This is a genomic window from Mesorhizobium sp. M8A.F.Ca.ET.218.01.1.1 (assembly GCF_004791165.1).
In the GTDB taxonomy this organism is placed as follows: domain Bacteria; phylum Pseudomonadota; class Alphaproteobacteria; order Rhizobiales; family Rhizobiaceae; genus Mesorhizobium.
The window spans coordinates 162,278-186,962 of record NZ_SRUZ01000002.1; the positions used below are offsets into that span (position 1 = coordinate 162,278).

At 64.1% G+C, this 24,685-nt stretch carries 20 protein-coding genes; 10 read left to right on the plus strand and 10 right to left on the minus strand.

Annotated elements, in window-relative coordinates; translation table 11 throughout:
- Positions 1-38 precede the first annotated feature (38 nt).
- The 4 genes from EN861_RS07235 to EN861_RS07250 all read right to left on the minus strand — a co-directional run bounded on the left by EN861_RS07235 (position 39) and on the right by EN861_RS07250 (position 7,730).
- Positions 39-3,209, minus strand: a complete 3,171-nt coding sequence (locus tag EN861_RS07235; protein WP_135863168.1) for an efflux RND transporter permease subunit — start codon at positions 3,207-3,209, stop codon at positions 39-41.
- 78 nt (positions 3,210-3,287) lie between these two features.
- Positions 3,288-4,460 (minus strand): efflux RND transporter periplasmic adaptor subunit, encoded by a 1,173-nt coding sequence (locus tag EN861_RS07240; protein ID WP_127277267.1) that lies wholly within the window; start codon positions 4,458-4,460, stop codon positions 3,288-3,290.
- An 827-nt stretch (positions 4,461-5,287) separates the two neighbouring features.
- Positions 5,288-6,418, minus strand: a complete 1,131-nt coding sequence (locus tag EN861_RS07245; protein WP_127277270.1) for a patatin-like phospholipase family protein — start codon at positions 6,416-6,418, stop codon at positions 5,288-5,290.
- 223 nt (positions 6,419-6,641) lie between these two features.
- On the minus strand, positions 6,642-7,730 hold the full coding sequence (locus EN861_RS07250; RefSeq protein ID WP_127277272.1) for a citrate synthase/methylcitrate synthase: 1,089 nt from the start codon (positions 7,728-7,730) through the stop codon (positions 6,642-6,644).
- A 93-nt stretch (positions 7,731-7,823) separates the two neighbouring features.
- On the opposite strand from EN861_RS07250, the gene EN861_RS07255 reads away from it, so the two are divergent.
- Complete coding sequence (locus EN861_RS07255) at positions 7,824-8,966, plus strand: citrate synthase (RefSeq protein ID WP_127872112.1); 1,143 nt, start codon at positions 7,824-7,826, stop codon at positions 8,964-8,966.
- A 15-nt stretch (positions 8,967-8,981) separates the two neighbouring features.
- On the opposite strand, the gene ftrA is transcribed toward EN861_RS07255, so the two are convergent.
- Complete coding sequence (ftrA, locus tag EN861_RS07260; RefSeq protein WP_135863507.1) at positions 8,982-9,980, minus strand: transcriptional regulator FtrA; 999 nt, start codon at positions 9,978-9,980, stop codon at positions 8,982-8,984.
- Between the two features lie 108 nt (positions 9,981-10,088).
- Between ftrA and EN861_RS07265 the strand changes: the two genes are divergently transcribed.
- Complete coding sequence (locus EN861_RS07265) at positions 10,089-10,508, plus strand: rhodanese-like domain-containing protein (protein WP_127872113.1); 420 nt, start codon at positions 10,089-10,091, stop codon at positions 10,506-10,508.
- Between the two features lie 96 nt (positions 10,509-10,604).
- Here EN861_RS07265 and phaR read toward each other — a convergent pair whose 3' ends face one another.
- Complete coding sequence (gene phaR, locus EN861_RS07270; RefSeq protein WP_127277280.1) at positions 10,605-11,213, minus strand: polyhydroxyalkanoate synthesis repressor PhaR; 609 nt, start codon at positions 11,211-11,213, stop codon at positions 10,605-10,607.
- 120 nt (positions 11,214-11,333) lie between these two features.
- Here phaR and EN861_RS35310 point away from each other — a divergent pair, with 120 nt between their 5' ends.
- The 7 genes from EN861_RS35310 to EN861_RS07300 all read left to right on the plus strand — a co-directional run bounded on the left by EN861_RS35310 (position 11,334) and on the right by EN861_RS07300 (position 19,585).
- Complete coding sequence (locus EN861_RS35310; protein ID WP_167531411.1) at positions 11,334-11,492, plus strand: hypothetical protein; 159 nt, start codon at positions 11,334-11,336, stop codon at positions 11,490-11,492.
- 23 nt (positions 11,493-11,515) lie between these two features.
- On the plus strand, positions 11,516-12,700 hold the full coding sequence (locus tag EN861_RS07275; protein WP_127277282.1) for an acetyl-CoA C-acetyltransferase: 1,185 nt from the start codon (positions 11,516-11,518) through the stop codon (positions 12,698-12,700).
- 122 nt (positions 12,701-12,822) lie between these two features.
- The gene (gene phbB, locus EN861_RS07280; protein ID WP_127277284.1) at positions 12,823-13,548 is read left to right on the plus strand and encodes an acetoacetyl-CoA reductase; all 726 of its coding nucleotides are present in this window, start codon (positions 12,823-12,825) and stop codon (positions 13,546-13,548) included.
- Positions 13,549-14,273: 725 nt separating this feature from the next.
- Positions 14,274-17,660 (plus strand): helicase-related protein, encoded by a 3,387-nt coding sequence (locus EN861_RS07285; protein ID WP_135863170.1) that lies wholly within the window; start codon positions 14,274-14,276, stop codon positions 17,658-17,660.
- Positions 17,661-17,673: 13 nt separating this feature from the next.
- Complete coding sequence (locus EN861_RS07290; protein WP_127279399.1) at positions 17,674-18,060, plus strand: RNA-binding S4 domain-containing protein; 387 nt, start codon at positions 17,674-17,676, stop codon at positions 18,058-18,060.
- Between the two features lie 235 nt (positions 18,061-18,295).
- The gene (fdxA, locus tag EN861_RS07295; protein WP_095089463.1) at positions 18,296-18,634 is read left to right on the plus strand and encodes a ferredoxin FdxA; all 339 of its coding nucleotides are present in this window, start codon (positions 18,296-18,298) and stop codon (positions 18,632-18,634) included.
- Between the two features lie 369 nt (positions 18,635-19,003).
- The gene (locus EN861_RS07300; RefSeq protein ID WP_006327799.1) at positions 19,004-19,585 is read left to right on the plus strand and encodes a CarD family transcriptional regulator; all 582 of its coding nucleotides are present in this window, start codon (positions 19,004-19,006) and stop codon (positions 19,583-19,585) included.
- A gap of 79 nt (positions 19,586-19,664) precedes the next feature.
- Here EN861_RS07300 and EN861_RS07305 read toward each other — a convergent pair whose 3' ends face one another.
- The 3 genes from EN861_RS07305 to EN861_RS07315 all read right to left on the minus strand — a co-directional run bounded on the left by EN861_RS07305 (position 19,665) and on the right by EN861_RS07315 (position 22,023).
- Positions 19,665-20,435, minus strand: a complete 771-nt coding sequence (locus EN861_RS07305) for an amino acid ABC transporter ATP-binding protein (RefSeq protein WP_127279398.1) — start codon at positions 20,433-20,435, stop codon at positions 19,665-19,667.
- Positions 20,432-21,112: an amino acid ABC transporter permease gene (locus tag EN861_RS07310; protein WP_127279397.1), complete on the minus strand. Its 681-nt coding sequence runs from the start codon at positions 21,110-21,112 to the stop codon at positions 20,432-20,434. The genes EN861_RS07305 and EN861_RS07310 overlap by 4 nt, the downstream gene beginning before the upstream one ends.
- 137 nt (positions 21,113-21,249) lie before the next feature.
- Positions 21,250-22,023 (minus strand): amino acid ABC transporter substrate-binding protein, encoded by a 774-nt coding sequence (locus EN861_RS07315; protein WP_135863173.1) that lies wholly within the window; start codon positions 22,021-22,023, stop codon positions 21,250-21,252.
- 312 nt (positions 22,024-22,335) lie between these two features.
- On the opposite strand from EN861_RS07315, the gene EN861_RS07320 reads away from it, so the two are divergent.
- Positions 22,336-23,199 (plus strand): RNA polymerase factor sigma-32, encoded by an 864-nt coding sequence (locus EN861_RS07320; protein ID WP_135863176.1) that lies wholly within the window; start codon positions 22,336-22,338, stop codon positions 23,197-23,199.
- Between the two features lie 15 nt (positions 23,200-23,214).
- Here EN861_RS07320 and EN861_RS07325 read toward each other — a convergent pair whose 3' ends face one another.
- Positions 23,215-24,684, minus strand: coding sequence for a M48 family metalloprotease (locus EN861_RS07325; RefSeq protein WP_023784820.1), 1,470 nt, complete (start codon positions 24,682-24,684; stop codon positions 23,215-23,217).
- Position 24,685: the final 1 nt, after the last annotated feature.

The following is a 24,685-nucleotide window of genomic DNA, read 5'->3' on the forward strand; positions in this document are numbered from 1 at the left end:
TGTTCCAGGCGGCCTTTGCCGTTCATTGGGAAGTCTGCCTACTCCGCAGCTTTCGGGAAGGCGATCGCCGGCACGTCGTCTGCTGCCGGCGTGTCCGACGAGATCTCGCCCTTGCCACGCCGGAACAGGCGGCCGAACCAACCGCGCCGCTCGCCGGGCTTGATCTTGGCACGCGTGAACACCATCAGCATCGACGGCGTCACCACCAGGGTCAGGATGGTGGCGAAGGACAGGCCGAAGACGATCGCCGAGGACAGCGAAATCCACCATTGCGTCGACGGCGCGTTGATCGTCGTCTCGTGATGGAAGATTTCGAGCCCGAGCCCGAAGGCGATCGGCAGCACGCCGAGAATGGCCGACACCGCCGTCAGCACCACCGGGCGGGCACGCTCGCGGCAGGTCTGCAGCACCGCGTCCATCTTGTCCCAGCCTTCCTCGCGCAGCCGGTCATAGGTGTCGATCAGCACGATGTTGTTGTTCACCACCACGCCGGCCAGCGCGATGACGCCGATGCCCGACATGACGATGCCGAACGTCTCGCCTGTTATCAGCAGTCCGAGGAACACGCCGATCGTCGCCATGACCACGCAGGACAGCACCAGCCAGACGCTGGTGAACTTGTTGAACTGCGCCAGCAGCACCAGGAAGATCAGGAAGATCGCGGCACCGAAGGCCTTGCTGAGGAAGGCGCTGGCCTCCGCGCTGTCCTCGTTGGAGCCGGCCAGCTTCCAGCGTATGCCGCTGCCAAGATTCATGTCGGTGACGGCCTGGGTGACCTCCTGCTGCACGGCGGCGACCTGAGCGCCGGCGGCAACGTTGGCTTGCACCACCACGGTGCGGGCGCCGTCGATGCGGTTGAGGATGCCGACGCTCGGCTTTGCCTTGCGGACGACGAAGTTCGAGATCGGCACCGACCCTTGAGAGGTTTGCACCCTGAGCTCGTCGAGCGTCGACAGCGTGCGCCGGTCCTCCGGCAAGCGCAGGCGGATGTCGACAGCCTTGTCGGCGCCGGCGGGCCGGTATTCCGAAAGCTTCAGGCCGTTGGTGACGAGCTGCACCACCGTCCCGACCGAGGTCGGGCTGATGCCATACTGGGCTGCCTTGGCCCGGTCGACATCGAGTGCCCAGTCGACGCCAGGCGGCGGCAAGCCATCGGAAATGTCGATGACACCGCGCACCTTGGCGATGCGCGCGGCGACAGCGCGCGCCTTCTCGTCGAGCCCCTTGGGATCGATGGCCGAGAGCCTGATCTGGATCGGCTTGCCGGTCGGCGGGCCTGCTTCCGGCACCCGAACCTCGACATCGACGCCGGGAATGCCGGCCATGACGCCACGCAGGTCGTTCAGAATATCGTTGGCCGATTTGCGCTCGCGCCAATCGATGAATTCGTACTGGATGACGCCGACGACGTCTTCGGGCACGTCCTGGCCACCGCCGTCGGATTTGCCGACGCGTGTATAGACCGACTTCACGCCCGGCCAGCCGAGCAGCCGGTTTTCGGCAATCTTGGTCGCGGTATCCATTTCGGCCAGCGAAAGGTTGCCGCGGGCATGCACATAGAGCAGGCCGTAATCGGGTTCGACGCTCGGGAAGAACTCGACGCCGGCACCGTACTTCGAATAACCGACGAAGATGCCGGCCAGCAAGACGACGGTGAGCACCATCACGGTGATGGGGAAGCGCACCGCCTGCTTGACGACAGCCATGTACCAGCCATCGCGATTGCCATCCTCGTGATGCTGCGGCGCCTTGGCGAAGATCGCACCCAGCGTCGGCGCGAAGACCAGTGCATAGAGCATCGATGCCGACAGCGTGACGATCAGCGTGATCGGCATGTACTTCATGAAATCGCCAATGATCCCCGGCCAGAACAGCAGCGGCGAGAAGGCGGCGATGCGGGTCATCGTTGCCGCGATGACCGGACCGGCCATGCGCTTGGCGGCGAGCGCGAAGGCTTCCTGCTTCGGCATGCCCTCGCTCATCCGTCGCTCGGCGAACTCGGTGACGATGATGGCATCATCGACCAGCATGCCGACCGCCAGGATCAGGCTGAACAGCACGATCATGTTGATCGTGTAGCCCATCATGGCGAGCAGCAGGATGCCGATCAGGAACGATGACGGGATGGCGAGGCCAATGAGCAGCGAGGCTCGACCGGACAGCGCGTAGAGGATGACGATGAACACCAGGATCACCGCGATCATCACGTGGTTCTGCAGATCGCCGAGCAACTGGTTGACGAAGACCGACTTGTCCTGCGTGTAGGTGACGTGCATGCCTTCGGGCATGGTCTTGACGAAGGTGTCGGACACCTCCCTGACCTTGGTCAGCGTGTCGATCAGATTGGCGCCGATGCGCTTCTTGACCTCGATGGCGATGGCCGGCTTGCCGTTGAGGCGCGTGATCGTCGTGGCATCGGCGAAGGTCGAGCGGATGGTCGCGATGTCCTTGGCCTGAACCACGGCATTGGGACCGGCGACCACGGGAAGTGCCGCCACATCCTCGGGCGTCTCGATCAGCGACGGCACCTTGACGGCGTATTTACCCTGCGAGCCCTCGATGTTGCCGGCGGCGACCAGGCTGTTGGACGCGCCGACAGCGCCGATCAATTGTTCGAGTTGCAAGCCGTAGGAAGACAGCTTCATCGGATCGATGACGACTTCGACCAGATCGTCGCGGGAGCCTTGCAGCGAGCCTTCGAGGACGCCGGGCACTTCCTCGATACGGTCGCGCAGTTCGCGCGCCGCGGCCGCCAGCACGCGTTCGGGCAATTCGCCAGACAGCGTTACGACGAGCACAGGGAATTCGGAAATGTTGACCTCGGTGACGACGGGCTCCTCGGCCGCCTGCGGCAGGTCGGCCTTGCCGTCCTGAACCTTGGAGCGCGTATCCTGCAGCGCCGTCGCCAGGTTGGTCTGCGGCTGGAACTCGACCAGCACATAGCCGCCGCCCTGGAAAGCGGCCGAGCGCATCTCCTTGAGGCCTTTCAGGCTCTTCAGCTTGCTTTCCATCGGCCGCAGCAGAAGGCGCTCGGAATCTTCAGGCGAAATGCCTTGATAGATCAGGCTGACATACATCATCGGAATCGGAACGTCGGGCTCCGCTTCCTTCGGCGTCGACTGATAGGCGACCCAGCCTGCAATCAGCAGGAAGACCAGGACCGAGATGGTCAGGCGGGCATTGTTGATTGCGAGTCTGACGATATCCATGACTTATGCCTGCTGTTGGCTTCGGGAGTGGCGAACGGACACGCTGTCGCCGGGCAAGGCCCGGCGCCGGCGCCGGCGCTACTGCGTCCCGGCGGTGGCATCGCCGATCAGCTTGTTGATAGTCGCCTGGTCGGCCTCGACGGGCTTAACCTCATCGCCTTCCTTCACCAGTTCCTGGCCGGCGACGATGATGCGCGCATCCGCCAGGATGCCGCCAAGCACGAGACCGGTCGGCGTGTCGTCGACCAGGTCGATCGGGAAGAACGCCACCTTGTTGTCCTTGCCCACGGCGCGGATGCCGAGGTCGCCCTTGTCGCCCAGCGTCACCACCGAGCGCGGCAAAAGCACGGCGTCGGTCGGCAACGCGCTGAGCTGGATTTCCGCCGTCATGCCGGCCGGCACCGAGCCATCGGCATTGGGGATGGCGATCTCGACGCGGAAGGTGCGGGTCGCCGACGAGGCGTCGCGGCTGATATAGCGCACGGTGCCTTCGACGGTCTGGCCGCTGACCAGCCGAACGCTGGCCTTGTCACCGATCTTGAGATAGCCGAGGTCGCGCTCGCTGATCTCGCCGCGCGCGATCACCGGATCGAGCTTGAGGATGGTGGCCACCTCGCCGCCCTGCATGACGGAGCTGCCCAGTTCCACCGGCACCCGGTCGATGACGCCGTCAAACGGAGCCTTCACTTCGTTGCGGTCGAGCTCGGCCTGCGCGGTGTCCAGCTGGGATTGCGCCTGGGTCAAATTGGAGCGGGCGGTGTCGAGCTGCAGCTTCGGCAAATTACCTGTCTTGGCCAGCCGCTCGGCCGCATCGAGCTCGGCCCTGCGCTGCGCCACGAGCTGCTTGGCATTGTCGACCATCGAGATCTTTTCCTCGGCGGCGAGCATCAGCACAAGGTCGCCGGTCTTGACGTGATCGCCTTGCTTGACAGGCAGCTTGTCGATGACGCCGGCAACGCGGGTTGCCAGTACCGCGCGCTTGTCGGCCTCGGTCAGCCCGGAAATGCGGATGGCGCGCGCATAGGTCTTGCGCGGCGGTGTCACCACCGCGACGGTGCGCAGCGTGGCCTTGGGTTCGGCTTCCGCCGTCTTCGGCTTGCTCGCGTCCGGCGCCTTGCCCTCGACCTCGGCTGCCTTGGCCTTGTTGGCCGCTACGCTGCCAACCGATGAGAACTCGCCTGTCGCCATCCACGCCGCGAAACCGATGAGCACAACAATGGCTGCAAGCTTGTGAAACCTGATTTTAGGCATCGTCATTTTTCCACTGCGGGTTCGGCCAGCACCGCGTCTTATGATGCGGGCGCGTCGCCGATATGGGTGCGCGCCTGACCGGGTTCAAATTGCCGTGATCGGCGAGCGCGCTTCTACATCAAAGTTGCACCGCAATATAGTCCGAAAGTTGCAGCAGCATTGCGTAGCCGCACAAGCTGTGGCCGCCATGAAACGGTTCTTCGTGACTTGCCAGTCTACTTGACGAAGCGGCCCGCCGGCTCACGATCCGGCCTGAAACGCAGGCGACGGGCGACCAGCCCTGATCGCCATGGCCGTCTCCGGCATAGAGCCGCGATCCGCTTCGCTTCGCTGATTGAAGTGCAGGCACGAACCGACAATCCGCGTCGCCGCTATCGGCGAGGGACTAGGGGCTGCGGCACCACAACGCCTGGCCAAGATCTTGGAATCGCTCGGGAAAAGGCGCGGCAGCTGCTTCGGATCAGGCGTGCCGATCCCGATGCGCCGAGGTCGAACCAGATGCTGAAAACACCAATGCGCTGACAGTATTACGTCCCGCCCATCGTGTCCTGATACGCGCGACGACGGGGTCGGCGCGAGACTGGCGCGAGAACGCCGGGTGTGTTTCGTCCCATTCGCAATTCTGGATCGAGCGTTGCGCCCGATGCCTCAGAACGCCCCCGGGGCCGGCGCCATCCGATCGTCAGTGGCAACAGACGTCAGCATGATGACGGCTCTCCCGCACGCCAAGGTTGCTGTCACACCAACGCTGAACCAGGCGCTGCTCCGGAAGCTTGGCCACGAGTGCCGGCAAACGCTGCCCCCTCTTGAAGCCAGTTCCGTCAGGTTCAGGCCCGACGGCGCTCCGCCTCCGGGTTCTTGCGAACGGCGAGAAATTCCTTCACCCGACGGCCCGGTGCGGGACCGCGCATCGGCTTGAACCCGTCATCGAGTTCGCCCGAAAGATCGAGCGTTGCATGCTTGCCGACCGCATCGTAATTCTCCTCCAGCCAATCGCTGGCGGCGGTGCGGCCGAGGTCGCGCAGATAGGTCAGGAAGGCCCACTCGGCATTGACCTTGGAGGATGCCGACAGATCCTTGAACGCCTCGTCGGCGTCGATGCGATGCATGCGGATGTCGCGGTATTCGCCATGCGGCAGACGCCCGGCGGCGATCAGTTCCTTGACGAAGGCGATCGAGCGGAATTCGCGCAGCAGCCCGGCATTGAAGGTGATCTCGTCGATGCGGTTCTGGATCTCGTTGGCGCTTCTAGGTGTCCCCTCGCGCACCACCGGATTGATCTGCACCAGAAGCACGTCCTCGGTCGCCGCCGTCTTGAAGAACGGGTAGAGCGCCGGATTGCCGCCATAACCGCCATCCCAGTAGGGCACGCCCTTGATCTCGACGGCACGGAACAATTGCGGCAGGCAGGCCGAGGCCATCACCGTATCGAGGTCGATCTCGCCATCGGAAAACACCCGCAATTGCCCTGTCTCGACATTGGTGGCGGAGATGAACAGTTCCATCGACTTGCAGGCGCGGACATTCTTGAAGTCGATCTCCCGCGCGACGACGTCGCGCAGCGGATTGAGGCCGAGCGGATTGGCGACATAGGGCGAGAACACCCGCGACATGGTGTCGAAGAAGACATAGCCCGGCGTGTTCTCGATCGACCAGTTGCCCCAGGCAACATCCCACGGCATGCGCTGCACCGGGCTGAACCGGCCCTTCGCCGCCACCGCATGCCAGAAATCGTCCAGCTTCTTGCGCGCGCCCTCGACTCCGCCGCGGACAAAGCCGTCAGCCAGCGCCACCGCGTTCATGGCGCCGGCGCTGGTGCCGGAAACGGCCGATATCTCCAGCCTGCCGTCCTCCAGCAGTCGGTCGAGCACGCCCCAGGAGAAGGCGCCGTGCGAGCCGCCGCCCTGAAGCGCGATGTTGATCTTCTTCTTTTCCTCCGCCTTGCCGTTCTTCGTCATGGCGTTCCTGTCATCCTGATGCGCCGGCCTGCCCCTACGTCATTGGAAGGAAGCAGCTGTCGCCGGCTTATGTTGCAGTGCAGCATATAAGGACGGACCAAGGCAAGAACACGAACACGGTCGCGTGATCACATGAAATTTCGGTCATGTCGAAAAAGCCCCTCCGCTGCAAAGCGGAGAGGCCGTAGCTTTCGAAACAGGCATGAACCCTGGCAGACTGGAGCTAGGCGACGAGATCCGGCACCGGCCCGACATAGCGTGACTGCGGACGGATCAGCCGTCCGGTGGTCTGCTGCTCACGCGCATGCGCGACCCAACCGGAAACGCGCCCGGCGGCGAAGACATTGCTGAAAGCTTGCGGCGGAAAGCCCGCCGCTTCCAGGACAAGCGCTGTGTAGAATTCGACGTTGGTCTGCAGCGAGCGCTGCGGCTTTGCGATCCGAAGCACCTCGAGCGCCGTCTGCTCGACCGTCTCGGCGAAAGCCAGCCGGCGGCCGGTGCCGCCCTCGCCGCCCAGCTTGCGCACCACCGCTTTCAGCACATCAGCGCGCGGATCGCGCACACGGTAGATGCGATGGCCGAAGCCCATGATGCGCCTGCCCTGCGCGATCTCATTGCGCAGCCAGCCGGCCGCATCGCCATGCGCGGCGATCGCGTCGAGCATATCGATGACCGGGCCGGGCGCGCCGCCATGCAGCGGTCCCTTGAGCGCGCCGAGGCCCGCCAGTACCGACGATGTCAGGCCGGCCAAGGTCGAGGCGACGACGCGGGTGGCGAAGGTCGACGCATTGAGCCCGTGATCACACACGGTCACCAGATAGGTGTCGAGCGCCTTGGCCAAGGCCGGCGACGGAACCGATCCCCTGAGCATCCTCAACATGTCGGCGGCATGATCCGCCTTGCCGTCGGGTGCGATCGGCTGCTCGCCGCGCTGCAGGCGCAGCAGGGCCGGCGTCAGCACCGCCGGCGCCGCGATCAGCCGCAAGGCGTCCGTCAGCGTCTCGCCATCCGGCAGCAGTGCCATGCCCGCACGCATGGCGCTGTAGATGTCGAGCGGTGTCAGCAAGGGCAGCGCGGGCGCGAGCCGGTCAAACACCTCGACGCGAGCCTCACCCAGTTTTGCCGCCAGTTCGGCATCGCCAGGCAGATCGTCGAAGAACCCGTCCAGCAGCAGGTGGACGACCTGGGCGTAGCTCCATCGCCCTGCCAATTCCCCAAGCGAATGGCCCCGGATCGTCAGGCGACCGCCTAGACCATCCACATCGGACAGCACGGTTTCGGCCGCCACCACATCATCGAGCCCATTCGCCATAGCCTTGTCTCCTTGAAGCTTTTCCCGATGGGAGATAAGGGTGAGCACCATATCCATCAATCTTGATCAATAGAATCAATATCAGAGACCCAAATGTCCGAATGGCTGTCGCGGGAAGAGGCGCTGGAAAGGCTGCGCGTGAGGCCGCAGACGCTCTATGCCTATGTCAGCCGCGGACGCATCGGCATGCGCCCGGATCGGGACGATCCGCGCCGCAGCCAGTACCGCGCCGACGACATCGCGGCGCTGGCAACGCGAAGGGCGCGAGGGCGCAGCCCGTCGGCCATCGCCGAGAGCGCGATCGCCTGGGGCGAGCCGTCGATTGTCACTTCGGTTTCGACCGTCTGGCACGGCCACCTCATCTATCGAGGCCGGGACGCCGCAGCGCTGTCCGACCATGCCACGCTGGAAGAAACCGCTGGGCTGCTCTGGGCTCTGCCTCGCCCCGTCCGTTTCGAAACGCCGTCGCCGGATGCGGCGCGCCAGATCGGCCGCGCCCCGGCCTTTGCGCAACTCGCCTTGCTTGCCGGCCAGGCGCGGCCTTCGCTGGGACGAAGTGCCGCCTCGCTATGCGCCGACGCGGCGCACGCGATCGGCGTGCTGGCCGGCGCCCTCGGTGCCGTGGCGGGACCGGAACCAGTGCATCGGCGATTGGCACGGGGCTGGTCGGTGGACGATGATGGCGCGGAAGCAATCCGCCGTGCCCTTGTCCTGCTCGCCGATCACGAACTCAACGCATCGACCTTCGCGGCCCGCGTCGCGGCCTCGACCGGCGCCTCGCCCGCCGCGTGCCTGCTCGCGGGCCTGGCGACGCTGTCCGGCCCGCGCCACGGCGGTGCCGGCGAGGCGGTTATGCAACTGGCGGAGGACGCCGCAAGTCATGGATCCGATGCCGCGATCCGGCGCTGGCTCGGCCACGACCGGCCGCTGCCGGGTTTCGGCCACCAACTCTATCCCGAGGGCGATCCCCGCGCCACGGCGCTTCTGGCGGCCATCGACAACAATGACGAGACATTGCGGTCGTTGGAAACCGCCGCCATCGCCGCGACCGGCGCTCCAGCGAATATCGACTTTGCCCTTGCCGTGCTGACGCGCGGCCTTGGCCTGCCGCGCGATGCGCCGTTCCAGCTCTTCGCGCTTGGACGCAGCGTCGGCTGGGCCGCGCACATGGTCGAACAGATCGTGAGCGGCAGCATCATCAGGCCGCGCGGCCGCTATGAGGGATTGTTGACGTGATGGCCTGAGACGTTGTCAGCCGGAGTTGGCGTTGGCCCCGAACCGCGCCCGGTATGTGGCGGGGGTCGTGGCGAACCGCCGGCGGAAATGATGCCGCAACGTCGCCGCCGCGCCAAATCCGGCCGTCTCGGCAACGCGGTCGATCGGCAAGCTTGTATCTTCGAGCAGCGTACGCGCCCGAGAAAGCCGTTCGGACAGGAGCCAGCTTGCCGGCGTGACGCCGGTTGCGGCAGCGAACCGGCGTAGAAATGTCCGCTCGCTCATCCCGGCCATCCCGGCCAGGGTGGCGACCGGATAGTCGGCGGAAATGTCGGCGCGCATCCTGTCTATCAACGGTCCAAGCCGACTGCGCTCGTGAGGTTCGGGCACCGAGCTCTCGACATATTGCGCCTGGCCGCCGTCGCGGTGCGGCGGCACGACCAGGCGGCGCGCCACCATGTTGGCCGCCTTGGTGCCGAAATCGCGCCGAACCAGATGCAGGCACAGGTCGATGCCGGCCGCGCTGCCGGCCGATGTCAGCACATTGCCCTCGTCGATGTACAAGACATCGGGTACCACCGTGATGTCGGGGTACCGCTCCTTCAGCCTTTCGCCGTAGCGCCAATGCGTGGTTGCCTTCTTGCCCTTGAGCAGGCCGGCCGCGGCAAGCACGAAGACGCCCGAGCAGATGGAAAGAACCCGCGCACCCCGCTCGCTCGCCTTGCGAAGTGCGTCGATCAGCAAAGGCGGCACAGGACAATCCACACCGCGCCATCCCGGCACGATGACCGTGCCGGCCTCGCTGATCAAGTCAGGTCCGCCATCGGCGAGGATGCGCACGCCGCCCATCGCACGCATTTCACCGGCGTCTATGCCGGCAACGGCAAAACGGTACCAATCCGGGCCCATCTCAGGCCTGGGCAAGGCGAACACCTCGGCCGCCACGCCAAATTCGAACGTGCACAGCCCGTCATAGGCGATTGCGACGACAAGCGGGTTGGCAGGGAGCGGACTGGCAAGCGACATGTTTGGCATGATCTTGACGATATATGGCAAAGCTGCCAGCTGCAATCGCCCGGCTCGCTGCGCTACCTCTGACCTATCAGCGATGGAGAACAGCTCCATCAGAGATGGAGAAATTTGATGAGCTATGTGACAGACATACCGGCGGCATCGCCGGAGATTGCCCGGGACCATTTCCTGCGCCGGCTTTCCGTGGAAACCGACTGTTCCGATGTCGCCGCGACGCTGCGCGGCGGAGAGCCGGACTTCGTGCTTCTGCACGTCGTCGGATCGCCGCAAGCCTATGAACGCCGCCATGTACCGGGCGCGCTGCATCTGCCGCACCGCGAGATATCGGCCGAGCGGATGGGAAAATGGCCGTCAGGCACGCTGTTCGTGGTTTATTGCGCCGGCCCGCACTGCAATGGCGCGGATCGGGCGGCCTTCAAACTGGCCAGCCTTAGTCTTCCGGTCAAGATCATGATCGGTGGCATTTCAGGCTGGCAGGATGAGGACCTGCCCTTCGCTTCGGGCAAGGAGCCTGGTGTCCTGCGCCCATGATGCCCATTGGACGGGCTACCCGACGAAATCCGCGACCTGTGGCAGTCGACCATCGACCGATAAGACACCGGCGGATTTTGGCCTGGACCCCGCCCCTTACGACATTGTGTCGAGCTTGCGCTGCATGGCAGCGATCTGGTCCTTCAGCTGCTGCAGATCGTCGGGTTTCTCCGGCGCTTCCTTCCTGGCCGATTCGGCAGGGGCCGCGGCGGGTGCGGAACCCGCCGGCGGAAATGGCGTGAACAGCCGCATCGCATTCTGGAACATTTCCATGTTGCGCCGTGTCTGTTCTTCCAGCGCCTTCATCGGCGTCGCCATCTTCATCACGTCCAGCGGCGACTTGCCGATGGCCCCCTTCATCTGCTCGCGGAACCGCTCCTGTTCCTTGGAGAAGGCGATCATCGATTGTTCGAGGAAACTCGGCACGATCATCTGCATCTGGTCGCCATAGAAGGCGATCAGCTGGCGCAGGAACGGGATCGGCAGCATGTTCTGCCCGTCCTTGTTCTCCAGCTCGAAGATGATCTGCGTCAGCACCGGATGGGTGATGTCGTCCCCGGTCTTGGCGTCCTGGACGGTGAATTCCTCGCCCTTCTTGACCATCTCGGCCAGATCCTCGAGCGTCACATAGGTGCTCGTCCCCGTATTATAGAGGCGGCGGTTGGCGTATTTCTTGATAATGATCGGGTCGTCTTTTGCGGCCATCTGCATCCTCCCCGGACACCGGCACGCCTGAGTAAGCAGCCGGTAACGATTGCGCCCTTTTTGAGGATATGCGCAAAAGCCCCACAATTCCAAGCAGTTTGTGCACTGCGGGATCATATTATGCTGCATAGCGGGCAAAATATGCTGCGCAGCAGCGCCCGGTCCGCCGGCACGGCGATGCGCGACCTGCTTGCGGCGCATGGGCGCCATGCCGATTTCCGGTTTGACTTGGGTCATGGAAAGGGCAAGAAAAGTTGCCAACAATGCCTGAAAACATGACAGCTCGAAGTCTGGAGAAGAATATGTCCTCTGCCAATTCCATCGTTGTCGCCAGTGCCGCACGCACGGCCGTCGGCTCCTTCAACGGTGCTTTCGCGGCCACGCCGGCGCATGAACTCGGTGCTGTCGTCATCAAGGAGCTTTTGTCACGTACCGGCGTCGAGGCGGCCGAGGTGGACGAGGTCATCCTCGGCCAGGTGCTGACCGCGGCGCAAGGCCAAAACCCAGCCCGCCAGGCCTCGATCCTTGCCGGCCTGCCCAAGGAAACCACCGCCTGGGGCCTCAACCAGGTTTGCGGCTCGGGTCTGCGCGCCATCGCGCTCGGCATGCAGCAGATCGCCACCGGCGACGCCAAGGTGATCATCGCCGGCGGCCAGGAATCGATGTCGCTGTCGCCGCACGCCGAGCATCTGCGCGCCGGCGTCAAGATGGGCGACTACAAGATGATCGACACCATGATCAAGGACGGGCTGTGGGACGCCTTCAACGGCTACCACATGGGCAACACCGCCGAGAACGTCGCCCGCCAGTTCCAGATCACCCGCGACGACCAGGACCAGTTCGCGCTGGGCTCGCAGAACAAGGCCGAGGCCGCGCAGAAAGCCGGCAAGTTCAAGGACGAGATCGTCGCCTTCACCATCAAGGGCAAGAAGGGCGACACGGTTGTCGATCAGGACGAGTACATCCGCCACGGCGCCACGATCGATGCCATGACCAAGCTGAGGCCGGCCTTCGACAAGGACGGTACGGTGACCGCCGCCAACGCCTCCGGCATCAATGACGGCGCCGCCGGCGCGCTGCTGATGAGCGAAGCGGAGGCCGCTCGGCGCGGCGTCACCCCGCTCGCGCGCATCGTGTCCTGGGCAACCGCCGGCGTCGATCCGGCGATCATGGGCACCGGACCTATTCCCGCTTCGAAGCGCGCTCTGGAAAAGGCAGGCTGGTCGGTCGGCGATCTGGACCTGGTCGAGGCTAACGAGGCTTTCGCCGCGCAGGCCTGCGCCGTCAACAAGGGCATGGGCTGGGACCCCTCGATCGTCAACGTCAATGGCGGCGCCATCGCCATCGGCCATCCGATCGGCGCCTCGGGCGCCCGCGTCTTCAACACGCTGGTCTTCGAGATGCGTCGCCGCGGCGCCAGGAAGGGGTTGGCCACCCTATGCATCGGCGGCGGCATGGGCGTCGCCATGTGCGTCGAAGCCATCTGAACAAGCCAATAGCGAACAGGAGTAGCGAATAAGGAAGAACGGCCTCAGCGCGGCGGGACATCAAACCCTATTCGCTATTGGCTACTCCCTATTCGCTCCTCCGACCAACGGGAGGAGAACACATGACCAAGGTTGCAATCGTCACGGGTGGATCGCGCGGTATCGGCGCTGCCATCTCGATCGCTTTGAAGACTGCCGGCTATTCGGTTGCCGCGAACTATGCCGGCAATGACGATGCGGCGGCGAAATTCAAGGCCGAGACCGGCATTCCGGTCTACAAATGGTCCGTCGCCGATTATGACGCTTGCGCCGCCGGCATCAAGCAGATCGAGGCCGACCTCGGCCCTGTCTCGGTACTGGTCAACAACGCCGGCATCACCCGCGACGCCATGTTCCACAAGATAACGCGCGAGCAGTGGAAAGAGGTGATCGACACCAATCTGTCCGGTGTCTTCAACATGACCCATCCGCTGTGGAGCGGCATGCGCGACCGCAAGTTCGGCCGCGTCATCACCATCTCCTCGATCAACGGCCAGAAGGGCCAGGCCGGCCAGGTCAATTACTCCGCTGCCAAGGCCGGCGACATCGGCTTCTCGAAAGCGCTCGCCCAGGAAGGCGCCCGCGCGGGCATCACCGTCAACGTCATCTGCCCGGGCTACATCGCCACCGAGATGGTCAAGGCGATCGACGAGAAAGTGCTCAACGAGCGCATCATCCCGCAAATCCCGGTCGGCCGCCTCGGCGAGCCGGAAGAGATCGCGCGCTGCGTCGTCTTCCTCGCTTCCGAGGATGCCGGTTTCATCACCGGCTCGACCCTCACCGCCAATGGCGGCCAGTACTTCGTCTAGGCATTGATTTTCGCCTGCCCACCAACCAGCGGCCTTGACGGGCGAAAACGGACCGGGAAACCGGTCCGTTTTCAAGTGATGCTCTGGGCCTAAAACCCCTCGCTACGAGCGGCTGCCCCAATCCGGCACGCAAAGGTTAATGGCGGCAGCGCGCCTGCGCGAAACCTGTGGGCAAGCCTGTGGATTCTCGGTGGATAAGCTGTTCACAACACAAGATATTGGGGGAACAAAAAGGGAAAATAGCGCTGACGCTGTTTTGTCGCCGATTCGTTCCGGCTTTGAGCGGAAGTTAACATTAATAGGCCGAGATCACCCATAGTTTCTTAACCCACAATTCAGAAAGATTAACAATTTCATAATCTTGAGCAGTGCGCATCGAGCCCCCGACCTCGTTCACAGGCGAAAGTTAACAGAGAGGTTCGCCTAGCATAAAACGGGCCAGTTTTCTGATTCAGCATGTGGTGAGACTCATGGTCGCAAAATCCATATCTAGCCGTGAACAAAAGCTGAATCTGACGGAGTCACCGATTCGTCGCTGATTCGTTCCAGACTCGTTCCAACTGTTAAGCAGGAACTGATTTGCGGGCTGACACGGGCGTCTTCGGAACCCGGGCGGAACATTCCGCTTTCGCTTCGCGCCCGAAATCCCTATGTGTCGGCTGTCATACGCGCCGTCCAGGCACGCTCCCGACAACGAGAGGCCAGAAAGCCTTATTTCCGAGCCGATGAACATCCAGCAGAAACATACCGAGCCGCTGATCCTGTCGGGCCGCGACGTGACCGCCGTGCTTGGGCCGACCAACACGGGCAAGACCCATCTCGCCATCGAGCGCATGGTGGCGCACGAAACCGGCGTCATCGGCCTGCCGCTGAGGCTGCTGGCCCGGGAGGTCTACACGCGCGTCTGCGAGAAAGTTGGCGCCCACAAGGTGGCGCTCATCACCGGCGAGGAGAAGATCCAGCCGCCGGGCGCCAAATATTCGGTCTGCACCGTCGAAGCCATGCCGCGCGAGACCGACGCCGCCTTCGTCGCCATCGACGAGGTGCAACTGGCCGGCGACCTCGAGCGCGGCCATATCTTCACTGACCGCATCCTGCATCTGCGCGGTCGCCAGGAAACGCTGCTGCTCGGCGCGGCCACCATGCACGGCATCCTCCAGCGGCTGCTGAAAGGCGTCTCGGTGGTGACGCGGCCGCGCCTGTCGCATCTGGCTTATGCCGGTTCCAAGAAACTGACGCGCCTGCCACGGCGCACCGCGATCGTCGCCTTCTCCGCCGACGAGGTCTACGCCATCGCCGAGCTGATCCGGCGCCAGCAGGGCGGTGCGGCGGTGGTTCTGGGCGCGCTGTCGCCTCGCACCCGCAATGCCCAGGTGGCGCTGTTCCAGTCGGGCGATGTCGACTATCTCATTGCCACCGACGCGATCGGCATGGGTCTCAACCTCGACCTCGACCATGTCGCCTTTGCCCAGAACCGCAAGTTCGACGGCTACCAGTACCGCAATTTGACGGCGGCCGAACTCGGCCAGATCGCCGGCCGCGCCGGCCGGCATCTGCGCGACGGCACGTTCGGAGTCACCGGGCAGGTTGACCCGCTGGACGAGGATCTGGTCCAGAAGATCGAGAGCCATGACTTCGACCCGGTGAAGGTGCTGCAGTGGCGCACCGCCCAATTCGATTTCGCCAGCCTCGATACGCTGAAGCGCTCGATCGAAACCAACGCCCCGGTCGAGGGCCTGACGCGCGCCCTTCCGGCCGTCGATGCCCAGGCGCTCGAACATCTCTCCCGCGACGAAGGCATCCGCGCGCTCGCAACCAATGCCAAGCGCGTGGCGCTGCTGTGGGAAGCCTGCGCGCTGCCGGACTATCGCAAGATTGCGCCCGCCCAGCATGCCGACCTCATCGCCTCGATTTACATGGACCTCGCCCGGCATGGCCATGTCGACGAGAACTATATGGCCGAGCAGGTGCGCCGCGCCGACACCACCGAGGGCGATATCGACACGCTGTCGCACCGCATCGCCCAGATCCGCACCTGGACATTCGTGTCGAACCGGCCCGGCTGGCTGGCCGATCAGGCACACTGGCAGGAAAAGACGCGCGAAATCGAAGACAGATTGTCGGATGCGCTGCATGAGCGGTTGACGAAACGCTTCGTAGACCGCAGGACTTCCGTCCTCATGCGGCGCCTTAGAGAAAATACCATGCCTGAAGCCGAAATCAGTCCTACCGGAACCGTCCTTGTCGAAGGCCATCACGTCGGCGAGTTACAAGGGTTCCGCTTCACCGCCGACCAGACCGCCGGCGGCGAAGACGCCAAGGCCGTGCGCACGGCCGCGCAAAAGGCGCTGGCCGCCGAATTCGATGCACGCGCGGAGCGCTTCGGTGCCTGCGCCAATGGCGATCTAGCGCTCGGTTCGGACGGCACGCTGCGCTGGATCGGCGCGCCGATCGGCACACTGGTTTCGGGCGAGGACGCGCTGAAGCCGCGCCTGGTGCTGCTGGCCGACGAACAGCTCACCGGCCCGGCGCGCGACAAGGTCGCCGCGCGCGCCGAGCGCTTCGTCAATTTCCAGATCGAATCCCTGCTGAAGCCGCTGGTCGACTTGAAAAATGCCGATCAGATTTCCGGTATCGGCCGCGGCATCGCCTTCCAGCTGGTCGAGAATTTCGGCCTCATCAATCGCCGCGACATCGCCGAGGAGATGAAGTCGCTCGACCAGGAAGGCCGCGCGGCGCTTCGCCGGCTCGGCGTGCGCTTCGGTGCCTACCACGTCTTCGTGCCGGCGCTGATCAAACCGGCGCCCGCCGGACTGGTGACCTTGCTGTGGGCGCTGAAGAACGACGGCAAGGACAAGCCCGGCTTCGGCGACGTCGTCCATGCGCTGGCATCGGGCCGCACCTCGGTGGTGATCGATCCGGCCTTCGACAAGGCGTTCTACAAGCTTGCCGGCTACCGCAATCTCGGCCGCCGCGCCGTTCGCATCGACATTCTCGAGCGGCTGGCTGACCTGATCCGCCCGGCGACCAACTGGAAGCCCGGCCTCGGCCAGCGACCGGACGGCGCCTATGACGGCCAGTCCTTCATGGTGACGCCGCCGATGATGTCGATCCTCGGCGCCACCGCCGACGACATGGAAGAGATTCTCAAGGGTCTCGGCTATCGCGCCGAGCCGAAGCCGGCGGCGGACGTCAAGGCGCGGCTGGAAGCGCAGGATACTGCCGCGCGGGAAGCCGCCGCGGCCAAGCAGGCAGCCGCGGAGGCAGCCCGCGCGGAACAGGCCAAGGCGGCGGAAGAGGCGGCAGCGCCAGCCGCCGAAGGATCGGAACCGGTGCCGGATGCGGCAGCCGCCGCGGCGATGGAGGTTGCCGCCGAAATCGCGGCAGACGCGCCGACGGAAGCTGCCGTGCAAGAGCAGGCGGAAGCCACGGCTGACGTTGCAGGGCGCGAAGAGGCGCCTGTGGCCGAAGCCGCCGTTGAACGCGTCGAGCCGGCGCCGGTTGAGTCGCGGGCCGAAGCTGAGACTGCCGAGATTGACGCCGCGCCCCCAGAAGAGGACGTCGCGGCGGCGGAGCCGGCCGTCGGGGCCTCCGCGCCGACGGAAGCAGCCGAACCCGTTGCGGTGGCGCAAGCCGTCGGCGAAACGGTGCCGGAAGCCGAAGCGCCAAAGCCGATCCTGTTGTGGCGCCAAGGCCGCTTTGACCAGCGTCCGCGTCATCGCGACGGCCGCAACAACCGCCCGCAAAACGGACAAGCGCGTGGCCGAGGCAACGCGTCGGCCGATGCCGGCGGCGCACCGGCAACAGGCACGCCCACGGACCGTCCCGCCCATGAAGGACGCCGCGACGGCGCCGGCAAGCCGCGCTTCGACCGCTCGAAGTTCAAGCCCAAGCCGCAAGGTGACGGCGAGCAGCGCCGCGATGGCCGCCCGCAAGGCGATCGTCCCGAGCGCCGTGAAGGCCGCCCGGACTGGAAGGGCGGCAGGCCGGAAGGCAAGGGGGGCGGAAAGCCCGCCTTCCAACCCAAGCCGCGCGAGGAGCGCCCGGTGCGCTTCGATCCGGATTCCCCCTTCGCCAAGCTCGCCGCCTTGCGCGACCAACTAAAGAAGTAGGCTCGGCGCTTCGATGGTTGCTGAAGGCCGCCAGCGCATCGACAAATGGCTGTTCTTTTCGCGTGCGGTGAAATCGCGCTCGCTGGCGGCTAAATTGGTGGTCGCCGGCCGCGTGCGCATCAATCGCGACAAAGCAGCGCAGGCATCCGATCTGGTCAAGCCGGGCGACGTGCTGACCATCACGCTCGACCGGCGTATCTTCGTCTGGAAGGTGCTCGGCGCCGGAGTGCGGCGCGGCCCGGCCGAGGAAGCCCGCACTCTTTATGAAGACATGTCGCCGCCGCCCGCACCCAAGGCTGACGCCCTTCCCGATGCCATCCCGGCGTTGCGGGAGGCAGGCAGCGGCCGCCCGACCAAAAAAGAGCGCCGCCAGACCGACCGATTGCTCGACGAAGATTGAGCCGTTCGACCGACCGCGGAGGGGCGTTGCCCGAGGGCAGCGACAAACAAAAAGCAGAACCGGGAGCGGCAAACAGGACGGCCGGTGGGGCATGCCGGGCCTTCGCGGCGCCGCCCACTTGGAATTCCATTCCCAAACCCTGATGCCCCTGGGAACGGCCACCCTTGCAAGCAGCCGATAAAGGCGTTACCTCACAAAAAAAGCCAACAAAAACGGGACATCCCGGAGCCGACCGATGACCTATGTCGTGACCGACAACTGCATCAAATGCAAATATATGGACTGCATCGAGGTCTGTCCGGTCGACTGTTTCTACGAAGGCGAGAACATGCTCGTCATCCATCCCGACGAGTGCATCGACTGCGGCGTCTGCGAACCGGAATGCCCGGCCGACGCGATCAAGCCCGACACCGAGTCCGGCCTCGACAAATGGCTGCAGATCAACACCGAATATGCCGAGAAATGGCCGAACATCACCGCCAAGAAGGAGCCGCCGGCCGACGCCAAGAGCTTCGACGGTGAGGCCGGCAAGTTCGAGAAATACTTCTCCGCCGAGCCCGGCGAAGGCGATTGACAACACCGCCGTAAAGGCTTGTATGACGTAGCGCAACAAGCACGTCGGATTAACCGCCTTGACAGGCGGCGATTGGTTGTGGCCTTCGCTTACGCAGCAAAACCTTGATTCTTCCGACTTTTTGTGTTACATCAGCGAAACATGCCGGTGACACAACGTCGATTTATGGCGCAGACGCCCCAAATCACTGAAAGGTGAAAATCCCATTCCGGACCAGAGCGATCTGGGCCAGGCGGTCGCAATTCGTGCGGTTTGCCGGTCCCGGCTTTTCCGGTGGGTTCATCTGTTGTGCGGCTAATGATCGGTGACCCCGATCACGTGAGTTCAGCCGGCACCGCCGCCGGCCCACAACAAGGAGTTCAGGGCGTAATGGCAACGATCACCCCGCAGAAGAAGTCCACGGCCGCGCGTCACGGTTTCAAGACCGGCGAGTACATCGTCTATCCGGCGCATGGCGTCGGCCAGATCGTCTCGATCGATGAGCAGGAAGTGGCTGGCCACAAGCTGGAACTGTTCGTCATCGACTTCCAGAAGGATAAGATGCGGCTCAAGGTGCCGGTCGCCAAGGCGACCTCCATCGGCATGCGCAAGCTGTCGGAAGAGGATTATGTCGAGCGCGCGCTGAAGGTCGTGCAGGGTCGCGCCCGCGTCAAGCGCACCATGTGGTCGCGCCGTGCCCAGGAATATGATGCCAAGATCAATTCGGGCGACTTGATCTCGATCTCGGAAGTCGTGCGCGACCTCTACCGCGCCGACAACCAGCCGGAGCAGTCCTATTCCGAACGCCAGCTCTATGAAGCGGCGCTCGACCGCATGGCCCGCGAGATCGCGGCTGTCAACCGCATGTCGGAAACCGAAGCCGTGCGCCTGATCGAGGTCAATCTCAACAAGGGCCCCAAGCGTGGCGCCAAGGCCGACAATGAGGAAGCCGAGCAGGAAGAGGCTGCCTGAGCTTTTCGCTTTCGAGTTAACGAAAAACCCGGCCTCGTGCCGGGTTTTTTGTCTTTAAGATTGCCGGAGATTGCCGCGTCTATACGCCGGCCTCCTTCTCCGCCGCCTCCTGCTTCAGCGTGGCGATGAACCGCTTTGTCCTTTCGCGCTCCGGATTGCCGAACAGCGTGGCGGATGGCCCCTGCTCGACAATGACGCCGGCATCGAGGAACACCGCTTCCTGGGCGATCTTGGAAGCCAGGCGCAAATCATGCGTCGCTATCACCATGGTCGTTCCCTCGCTGGCGAGCTGACTAAGCACATCGACCACCTCCTGCGCCAATTCCGGGTCGAGTGCCGAAGTCGGTTCGTCGCACAGCAGCACCTTGGGCGACGGCGCCAGCGCCCGGGCGATCGCCACGCGCTGTTGCTGGCCACCCGACAGCGTCGCCGGCCAGGCATCCGCCTTATGGGCCATGCCGACCTTCTCCAGCAGCGCGAGCGCCCGTTCATGTGCCCTCTGGGGCGACCATTTGAGCACCGTGACCAAACCTTCCATGACATTTTCGATGGCGGTGCGATGCGGAAACAGCTGGAAATTCTGGAACACCATGCCGGTCTGCAGGCGCAGACGCCTTATGTCCGCCGCCGGCACCTTTCCGCCCGGGCGGAACTCGAGCATCTCGTCGCCGATCCGCACCGTGCCCGAGGTCGGGATCTCCAGGAGGTTGATGCAGCGCAGCAGCGTGCTTTTTCCCCCACCCGAAGGACCGACAAGGGCTGTGACGCTGCCCTCGGCGATGGCAACCGTCACCCCTTTCAGCACGAGATTTTCGCCGAAGCGTTTTTCGATGTTGGTGAGGCCGATCATGAGCGTGCCTCCAGGAAGCCGCCATAGCGGTTGAGCCGCTCCTCCAGCCGCGTCTGCAAGGCCGACAGCACCGAACTCATCGCCAGATAGAGGATCGCAGCCTCGACATAGAGGATGAGCGGCTCATAGGTGGTGGCAACGATACGCTGCGCTGCCTGGAACATCTCCGGCACGGTGATGGCGGCGGCCAGCGACGTGTCCTTGACCAGCGAGATGAAAGTGTTGGAGAGCGGCGGCACCGCCACCCGGCCGGCTTGCGGCAGGATGGTGCGCCGCATCGCCTGGCTCCAGGTCATGCCGATCGAGTAGCCGGCCTCCCACTGGCCTTTCGGCACCGAGCCTATCGCCGCGCGGATGATTTCCGACGTGTAGGCGCCGATGTTGAGGGTGAAGCCGATCAGCGCCGCGGTAAAGGCATCGAGCAGGATGCCGACCGAAGGCAGGCCGTAGAAGATCAGGAACAGCTGCACCAGCAGCGGCGTGCCGCGGAAGATCCAGACATAGAAGCGCACGAGCGCCACCAGCGGCTTCGGGCCGAACAGCCGGCCGAGCGCCGCGCCCAACCCCACCGTCAGGCCGAGCACGAAGGACAGCAGCGTCAGCGGCACGGTGAAGATCAACGCTGCCCACAGCAGCGAGGGCAGCGACTCCAGCATCAGTTGCAGCCAGTGCGGCACGAAAAATCCTCCGGAATGGACAAGCGGCGTCATCGAAGCGCGAATGCGTCAGCCATATCACGACAAAAGCGGCGAGCCGTCAAAAACGGCTCGCCGCTGGATGGGCCGCGGGGCGACGACCGGCCCCGCTTTATGAATTACTTCGACACGTCCTGGCCGAAATAGGTGTCGGCGATCTTCTGATAGGTACCATCGGCCTTGATGTCGGCCAGCGCCTTGTTGATGGCCGCGACCAGCTCCGGATCGCCCTTGCGCACGATGACGCCGGAATAATCGGCATTCTCTTCCTGGGCGGCGATCTTCACATTGGCGTCGGGCTTGTGCTTCTTGAAGTCGAGGAACGACAGGCTGTCATTGATGGTGGCGTCGGCGCGGCCGGTCAAAAGCAGCTGGATCGACTGGTCGAAGCCGTCGGTGCCGACCAGTTCGGCGCCATTCGACTCGGCCAGCTTGCCGAAATTGGAGGTCAGCGACTGCGCCGACTTCTTGCCCTTGAGATCGGCGAAGGTCTTGATGTCGGTGTTGTCGCCGCGCACGATTAGCACCGCCTTGGAGGCGATGTAGGGATCGGAGAAATCGTACTTGGCCTTGCGGGCATCGGTGATGCCGACTTCGTTGATGACGGCGTCGTAGCGCTTGACATCGAGGCCGGCGATCAGGCCGTCCCACTTGCCCTCGAGGAACTGCGCCTTGACGCCAAGCTTGTCGGCGATCGCCTTGGCGATTTCGACGTCGAAGCCGACCAGCGCTCCGGATGCATCATGGTAGGTGAAAGGCGCGTAAGTGCCTTCCGTACCGACCTTGATGACGCCGGCCTGCTTGATCTCGTCGAGATTGGCGCCGGCATGGCCCGATGCGACCGCCAGGGCCTGCAGCGTTCCGGCGATGATGAGTGACTTGAGCCATTTCATTTTTCTGTGATCCCGTCCTTGGCCTGATGTCAGGCATGTTGTGAGGGCTGGAAAATGACAGATGCGGGTCGAAAAAATAAGGAATGAAATTTCAAAGAGGGCCAATTCCAGAAATCGAATACTCTAAAAGGAATTTCTCTGCAGCATTCAGAGTTCCGGGCAGCCGTGCCGAAATTGCCCGGATCTCATCGCTCGCCTGCCCGCGCCAGCGGAACCTTTCCCGCGCACGGCAGTTTTGGCTGTTCTAGGGCACGACGCCGTCATTTCAAGCCGGTGCCTGTCATCCGCATCGCCTGAGCCAGGGAGCGCCTTATGATGGAAGACACGGCAGGTCGGATCATGGTCCGCGCGGCAATGAGGGCGCCCTACCTCGAGCGCGATGAGGAGCATCGGCTTGCATTGCTCTGGAAAGAAGACAACGACCAGAACGCATTGCACAGCATCACCGTTGCCCATATGCGGCTGGTCATTTCCATGGCCTCGAAATTCCGTCACTACGGCCTGCCGCTTGGCGACCTGATCCAGGAAGGTCATGTCGGCCTGCTCGAGGCCGCGGCCCGCTTCGAGCCTGAGCGCGAGGTACGGTTTTCGACCTACGCGACGTGGTGGATTCGCGCTTCGATGCAGGATTACATCCTGCGCAACTGGTCGATCGTGCGCGGCGGCACCAGTTCGGCGCAAAAGGCCCTGTTCTTCAATCTCAGGCGCCTGCGTGCGCGCCTCGCGAACGGCGCCGAACCGCTCTCCAACACAACCCTCTACCGCGAGGTGTCGGTTGCGCTTGGTGTCTCCGAGGCTGATGTGGCGCTGATGGATTCACGCCTCTCCGCCCCGGACTCCTCGCTCAACGTGCCGCTTGCCGACGATGCGGGGGCGACCGAGCGGATGGATTTCCTGGTCTCCGACGATCCCCTGCCCGACGAGATTGTCGGCGACAAGATCGACGTCGCGCGCCGCTCGCTTTGGCTGAGGGAGGCGCTTCAAGCTCTCAACGCCCGCGAACTCCGCATCATCGAGGAACGCCGGCTGACCGACGAGGGCGCCACGCTCGAGGCACTCGGCGAGACGCTCGGCATTTCCAAGGAACGCGTCCGCCAGATCGAGGCCCGCGCGATGGAAAAGCTCAAGGTCGCGCTGGTGAAGCAGAATCCCGAATTCATGGCGACCGCCGCCTGATTCGCGCAATGGGCGCTACTTGTCGGTGACGATCTTGACCTTGTCGCCGGCCGAAACCGCGGCCCCCGGCGACAACGCGTTGAGCACGCGGAACAGGTCGAGCTTGCGGTCGACGCCCACCATCTGCGCGGCAAGCGAGCCCATGGTCTGTCCCGGCTGTACCGTAAGCACACGGATATGCAGTGGCTTCAGGGCCGCCTTTTCGGCGGGACTGAGAATGCGGAAGGAGCCGCTGACCGAGCGCGCCACCGTTTCCAGCGAGGTGCTGGCCGAGGGCGCCGCGGTCAGCAATCGGTAAACCTGGCCGCCGGCGCGGATCACCGCGATATCGAACTGCCAGCCTTCGGCGCCGGCATGCGCGGTCGCCGCCTCATTGCCGTTGATGGTTTCCTGCTTGACAGTGCTGTCGTCGAGGCCAGCCACCCAGCCGCTTCTGATATAGTCGGTCAAGGCGCGGTTCTTGTCGATCGAAACGCCATCGAAGCGGATCGCTATGTCGCCAGGACCGGTCGCCGTCACCGCTGCCGCCGAATTGTCGATGATGAAACCGTCCGGCACCGTGAACGACACGCCGAGGCCCGGATGCAGGAAGGTCTCGCCGCGCACATAGCCTTCTTCCGGCGTGTCGCCGTAAAGCAGGCCGTCTATGCCGGCGAGGAAGGAATCGCGGTCGCGCGTGCCGAAGCCGGGCGCACCGAACTGGCGGGCGTGGCGCTGTGCCAGATCGATGCGCTGTGGCGTGTTGGGATGGGTGGCAAGGAAGTCGAGGCTGGCGTCGGTGGCGCCGCTGATCGAGCGGAAATCGGTGTAGGCCGACATCGACTGCAGGAACCGGCCGGCGGCATAGGGATCGTAGCCGGCTTCGCCGATCGACTTGATGCCGATGGCGTCCGCCTCCAGTTCCTGGTTGCGCGAGAACTGCGCCAACCTGAGCTTGCCGCGGATCAGTGCTGCCTTGGCGGTCGGGCTGTCGCCGAGCACATCCGAGACGACCTTGGTCGCAAGGCCTTCCTCGGCCTCCAACTGCTGGCGCTGCAGGCCATGATTGGCGGTGACGTGTCCCATTTCATGCGCGATGACAGCGGCGAGCTCGGACGAATCATTGGCCAGCGCCAAGAGGCCGCGCGTTATGTAGAGATAGCCGCCCGGCAGCGCGAAGGCGTTGACGTTGGGCGAATTGAGGATGGTGATGCGATAGGTCTGGGTCGGGTTGGCCGACACCACGGTCAAATTGCCGACCACCTTGGCGACCATGCGCTCGAGCTTGGGATCGGAATATTCGCCACCATAGGTCGCCAGGATGCGCGGATGCTGCGCCTTGGCGAGTTCGGCTAGCTTGTTGTTGGCGGCGACATTGTCCACCGTGATCGGCTTGTCGGACGGCTGGAAGCCGGATTCCTGGACCTCCGGAGGCGTGAACATCTGGCAGCTCGCCAGCGCCACGGCAAAGCCAGCCAGCGCCAGGAAGCGCGCCAGCGGGTTCATT

Coding starts and splice junctions, on each gene's coding strand:
- EN861_RS07235 (WP_135863168.1), bottom strand. CDS start 3,209: ATGGATATCGTCAGACTCGCAATCAACAATGCCCGCCTGACCATCTCG.
- EN861_RS07240 (WP_127277267.1), bottom strand. CDS start 4,460: ATGCCTAAAATCAGGTTTCACAAGCTTGCAGCCATTGTTGTGCTCATC.
- EN861_RS07245 (WP_127277270.1), bottom strand. CDS start 6,418: ATGACGAAGAACGGCAAGGCGGAGGAAAAGAAGAAGATCAACATCGCG.
- EN861_RS07250 (WP_127277272.1), bottom strand. CDS start 7,730: ATGGCGAATGGGCTCGATGATGTGGTGGCGGCCGAAACCGTGCTGTCC.
- EN861_RS07255 (WP_127872112.1), top strand. CDS start 7,824: ATGTCCGAATGGCTGTCGCGGGAAGAGGCGCTGGAAAGGCTGCGCGTG.
- ftrA (WP_135863507.1), bottom strand. CDS start 9,980: ATGCCAAACATGTCGCTTGCCAGTCCGCTCCCTGCCAACCCGCTTGTC.
- EN861_RS07265 (WP_127872113.1), top strand. CDS start 10,089: ATGAGCTATGTGACAGACATACCGGCGGCATCGCCGGAGATTGCCCGG.
- phaR (WP_127277280.1), bottom strand. CDS start 11,213: ATGGCCGCAAAAGACGACCCGATCATTATCAAGAAATACGCCAACCGC.
- EN861_RS35310 (WP_167531411.1), top strand. CDS start 11,334: ATGCTGCATAGCGGGCAAAATATGCTGCGCAGCAGCGCCCGGTCCGCC.
- EN861_RS07275 (WP_127277282.1), top strand. CDS start 11,516: ATGTCCTCTGCCAATTCCATCGTTGTCGCCAGTGCCGCACGCACGGCC.
- phbB (WP_127277284.1), top strand. CDS start 12,823: ATGACCAAGGTTGCAATCGTCACGGGTGGATCGCGCGGTATCGGCGCT.
- EN861_RS07285 (WP_135863170.1), top strand. CDS start 14,274: ATGAACATCCAGCAGAAACATACCGAGCCGCTGATCCTGTCGGGCCGC.
- EN861_RS07290 (WP_127279399.1), top strand. CDS start 17,674: ATGGTTGCTGAAGGCCGCCAGCGCATCGACAAATGGCTGTTCTTTTCG.
- fdxA (WP_095089463.1), top strand. CDS start 18,296: ATGACCTATGTCGTGACCGACAACTGCATCAAATGCAAATATATGGAC.
- EN861_RS07300 (WP_006327799.1), top strand. CDS start 19,004: ATGGCAACGATCACCCCGCAGAAGAAGTCCACGGCCGCGCGTCACGGT.
- EN861_RS07305 (WP_127279398.1), bottom strand. CDS start 20,435: ATGATCGGCCTCACCAACATCGAAAAACGCTTCGGCGAAAATCTCGTG.
- EN861_RS07315 (WP_135863173.1), bottom strand. CDS start 22,023: ATGAAATGGCTCAAGTCACTCATCATCGCCGGAACGCTGCAGGCCCTG.
- EN861_RS07320 (WP_135863176.1), top strand. CDS start 22,336: ATGATGGAAGACACGGCAGGTCGGATCATGGTCCGCGCGGCAATGAGG.
- EN861_RS07325 (WP_023784820.1), bottom strand. CDS start 24,684: ATGAACCCGCTGGCGCGCTTCCTGGCGCTGGCTGGCTTTGCCGTGGCG.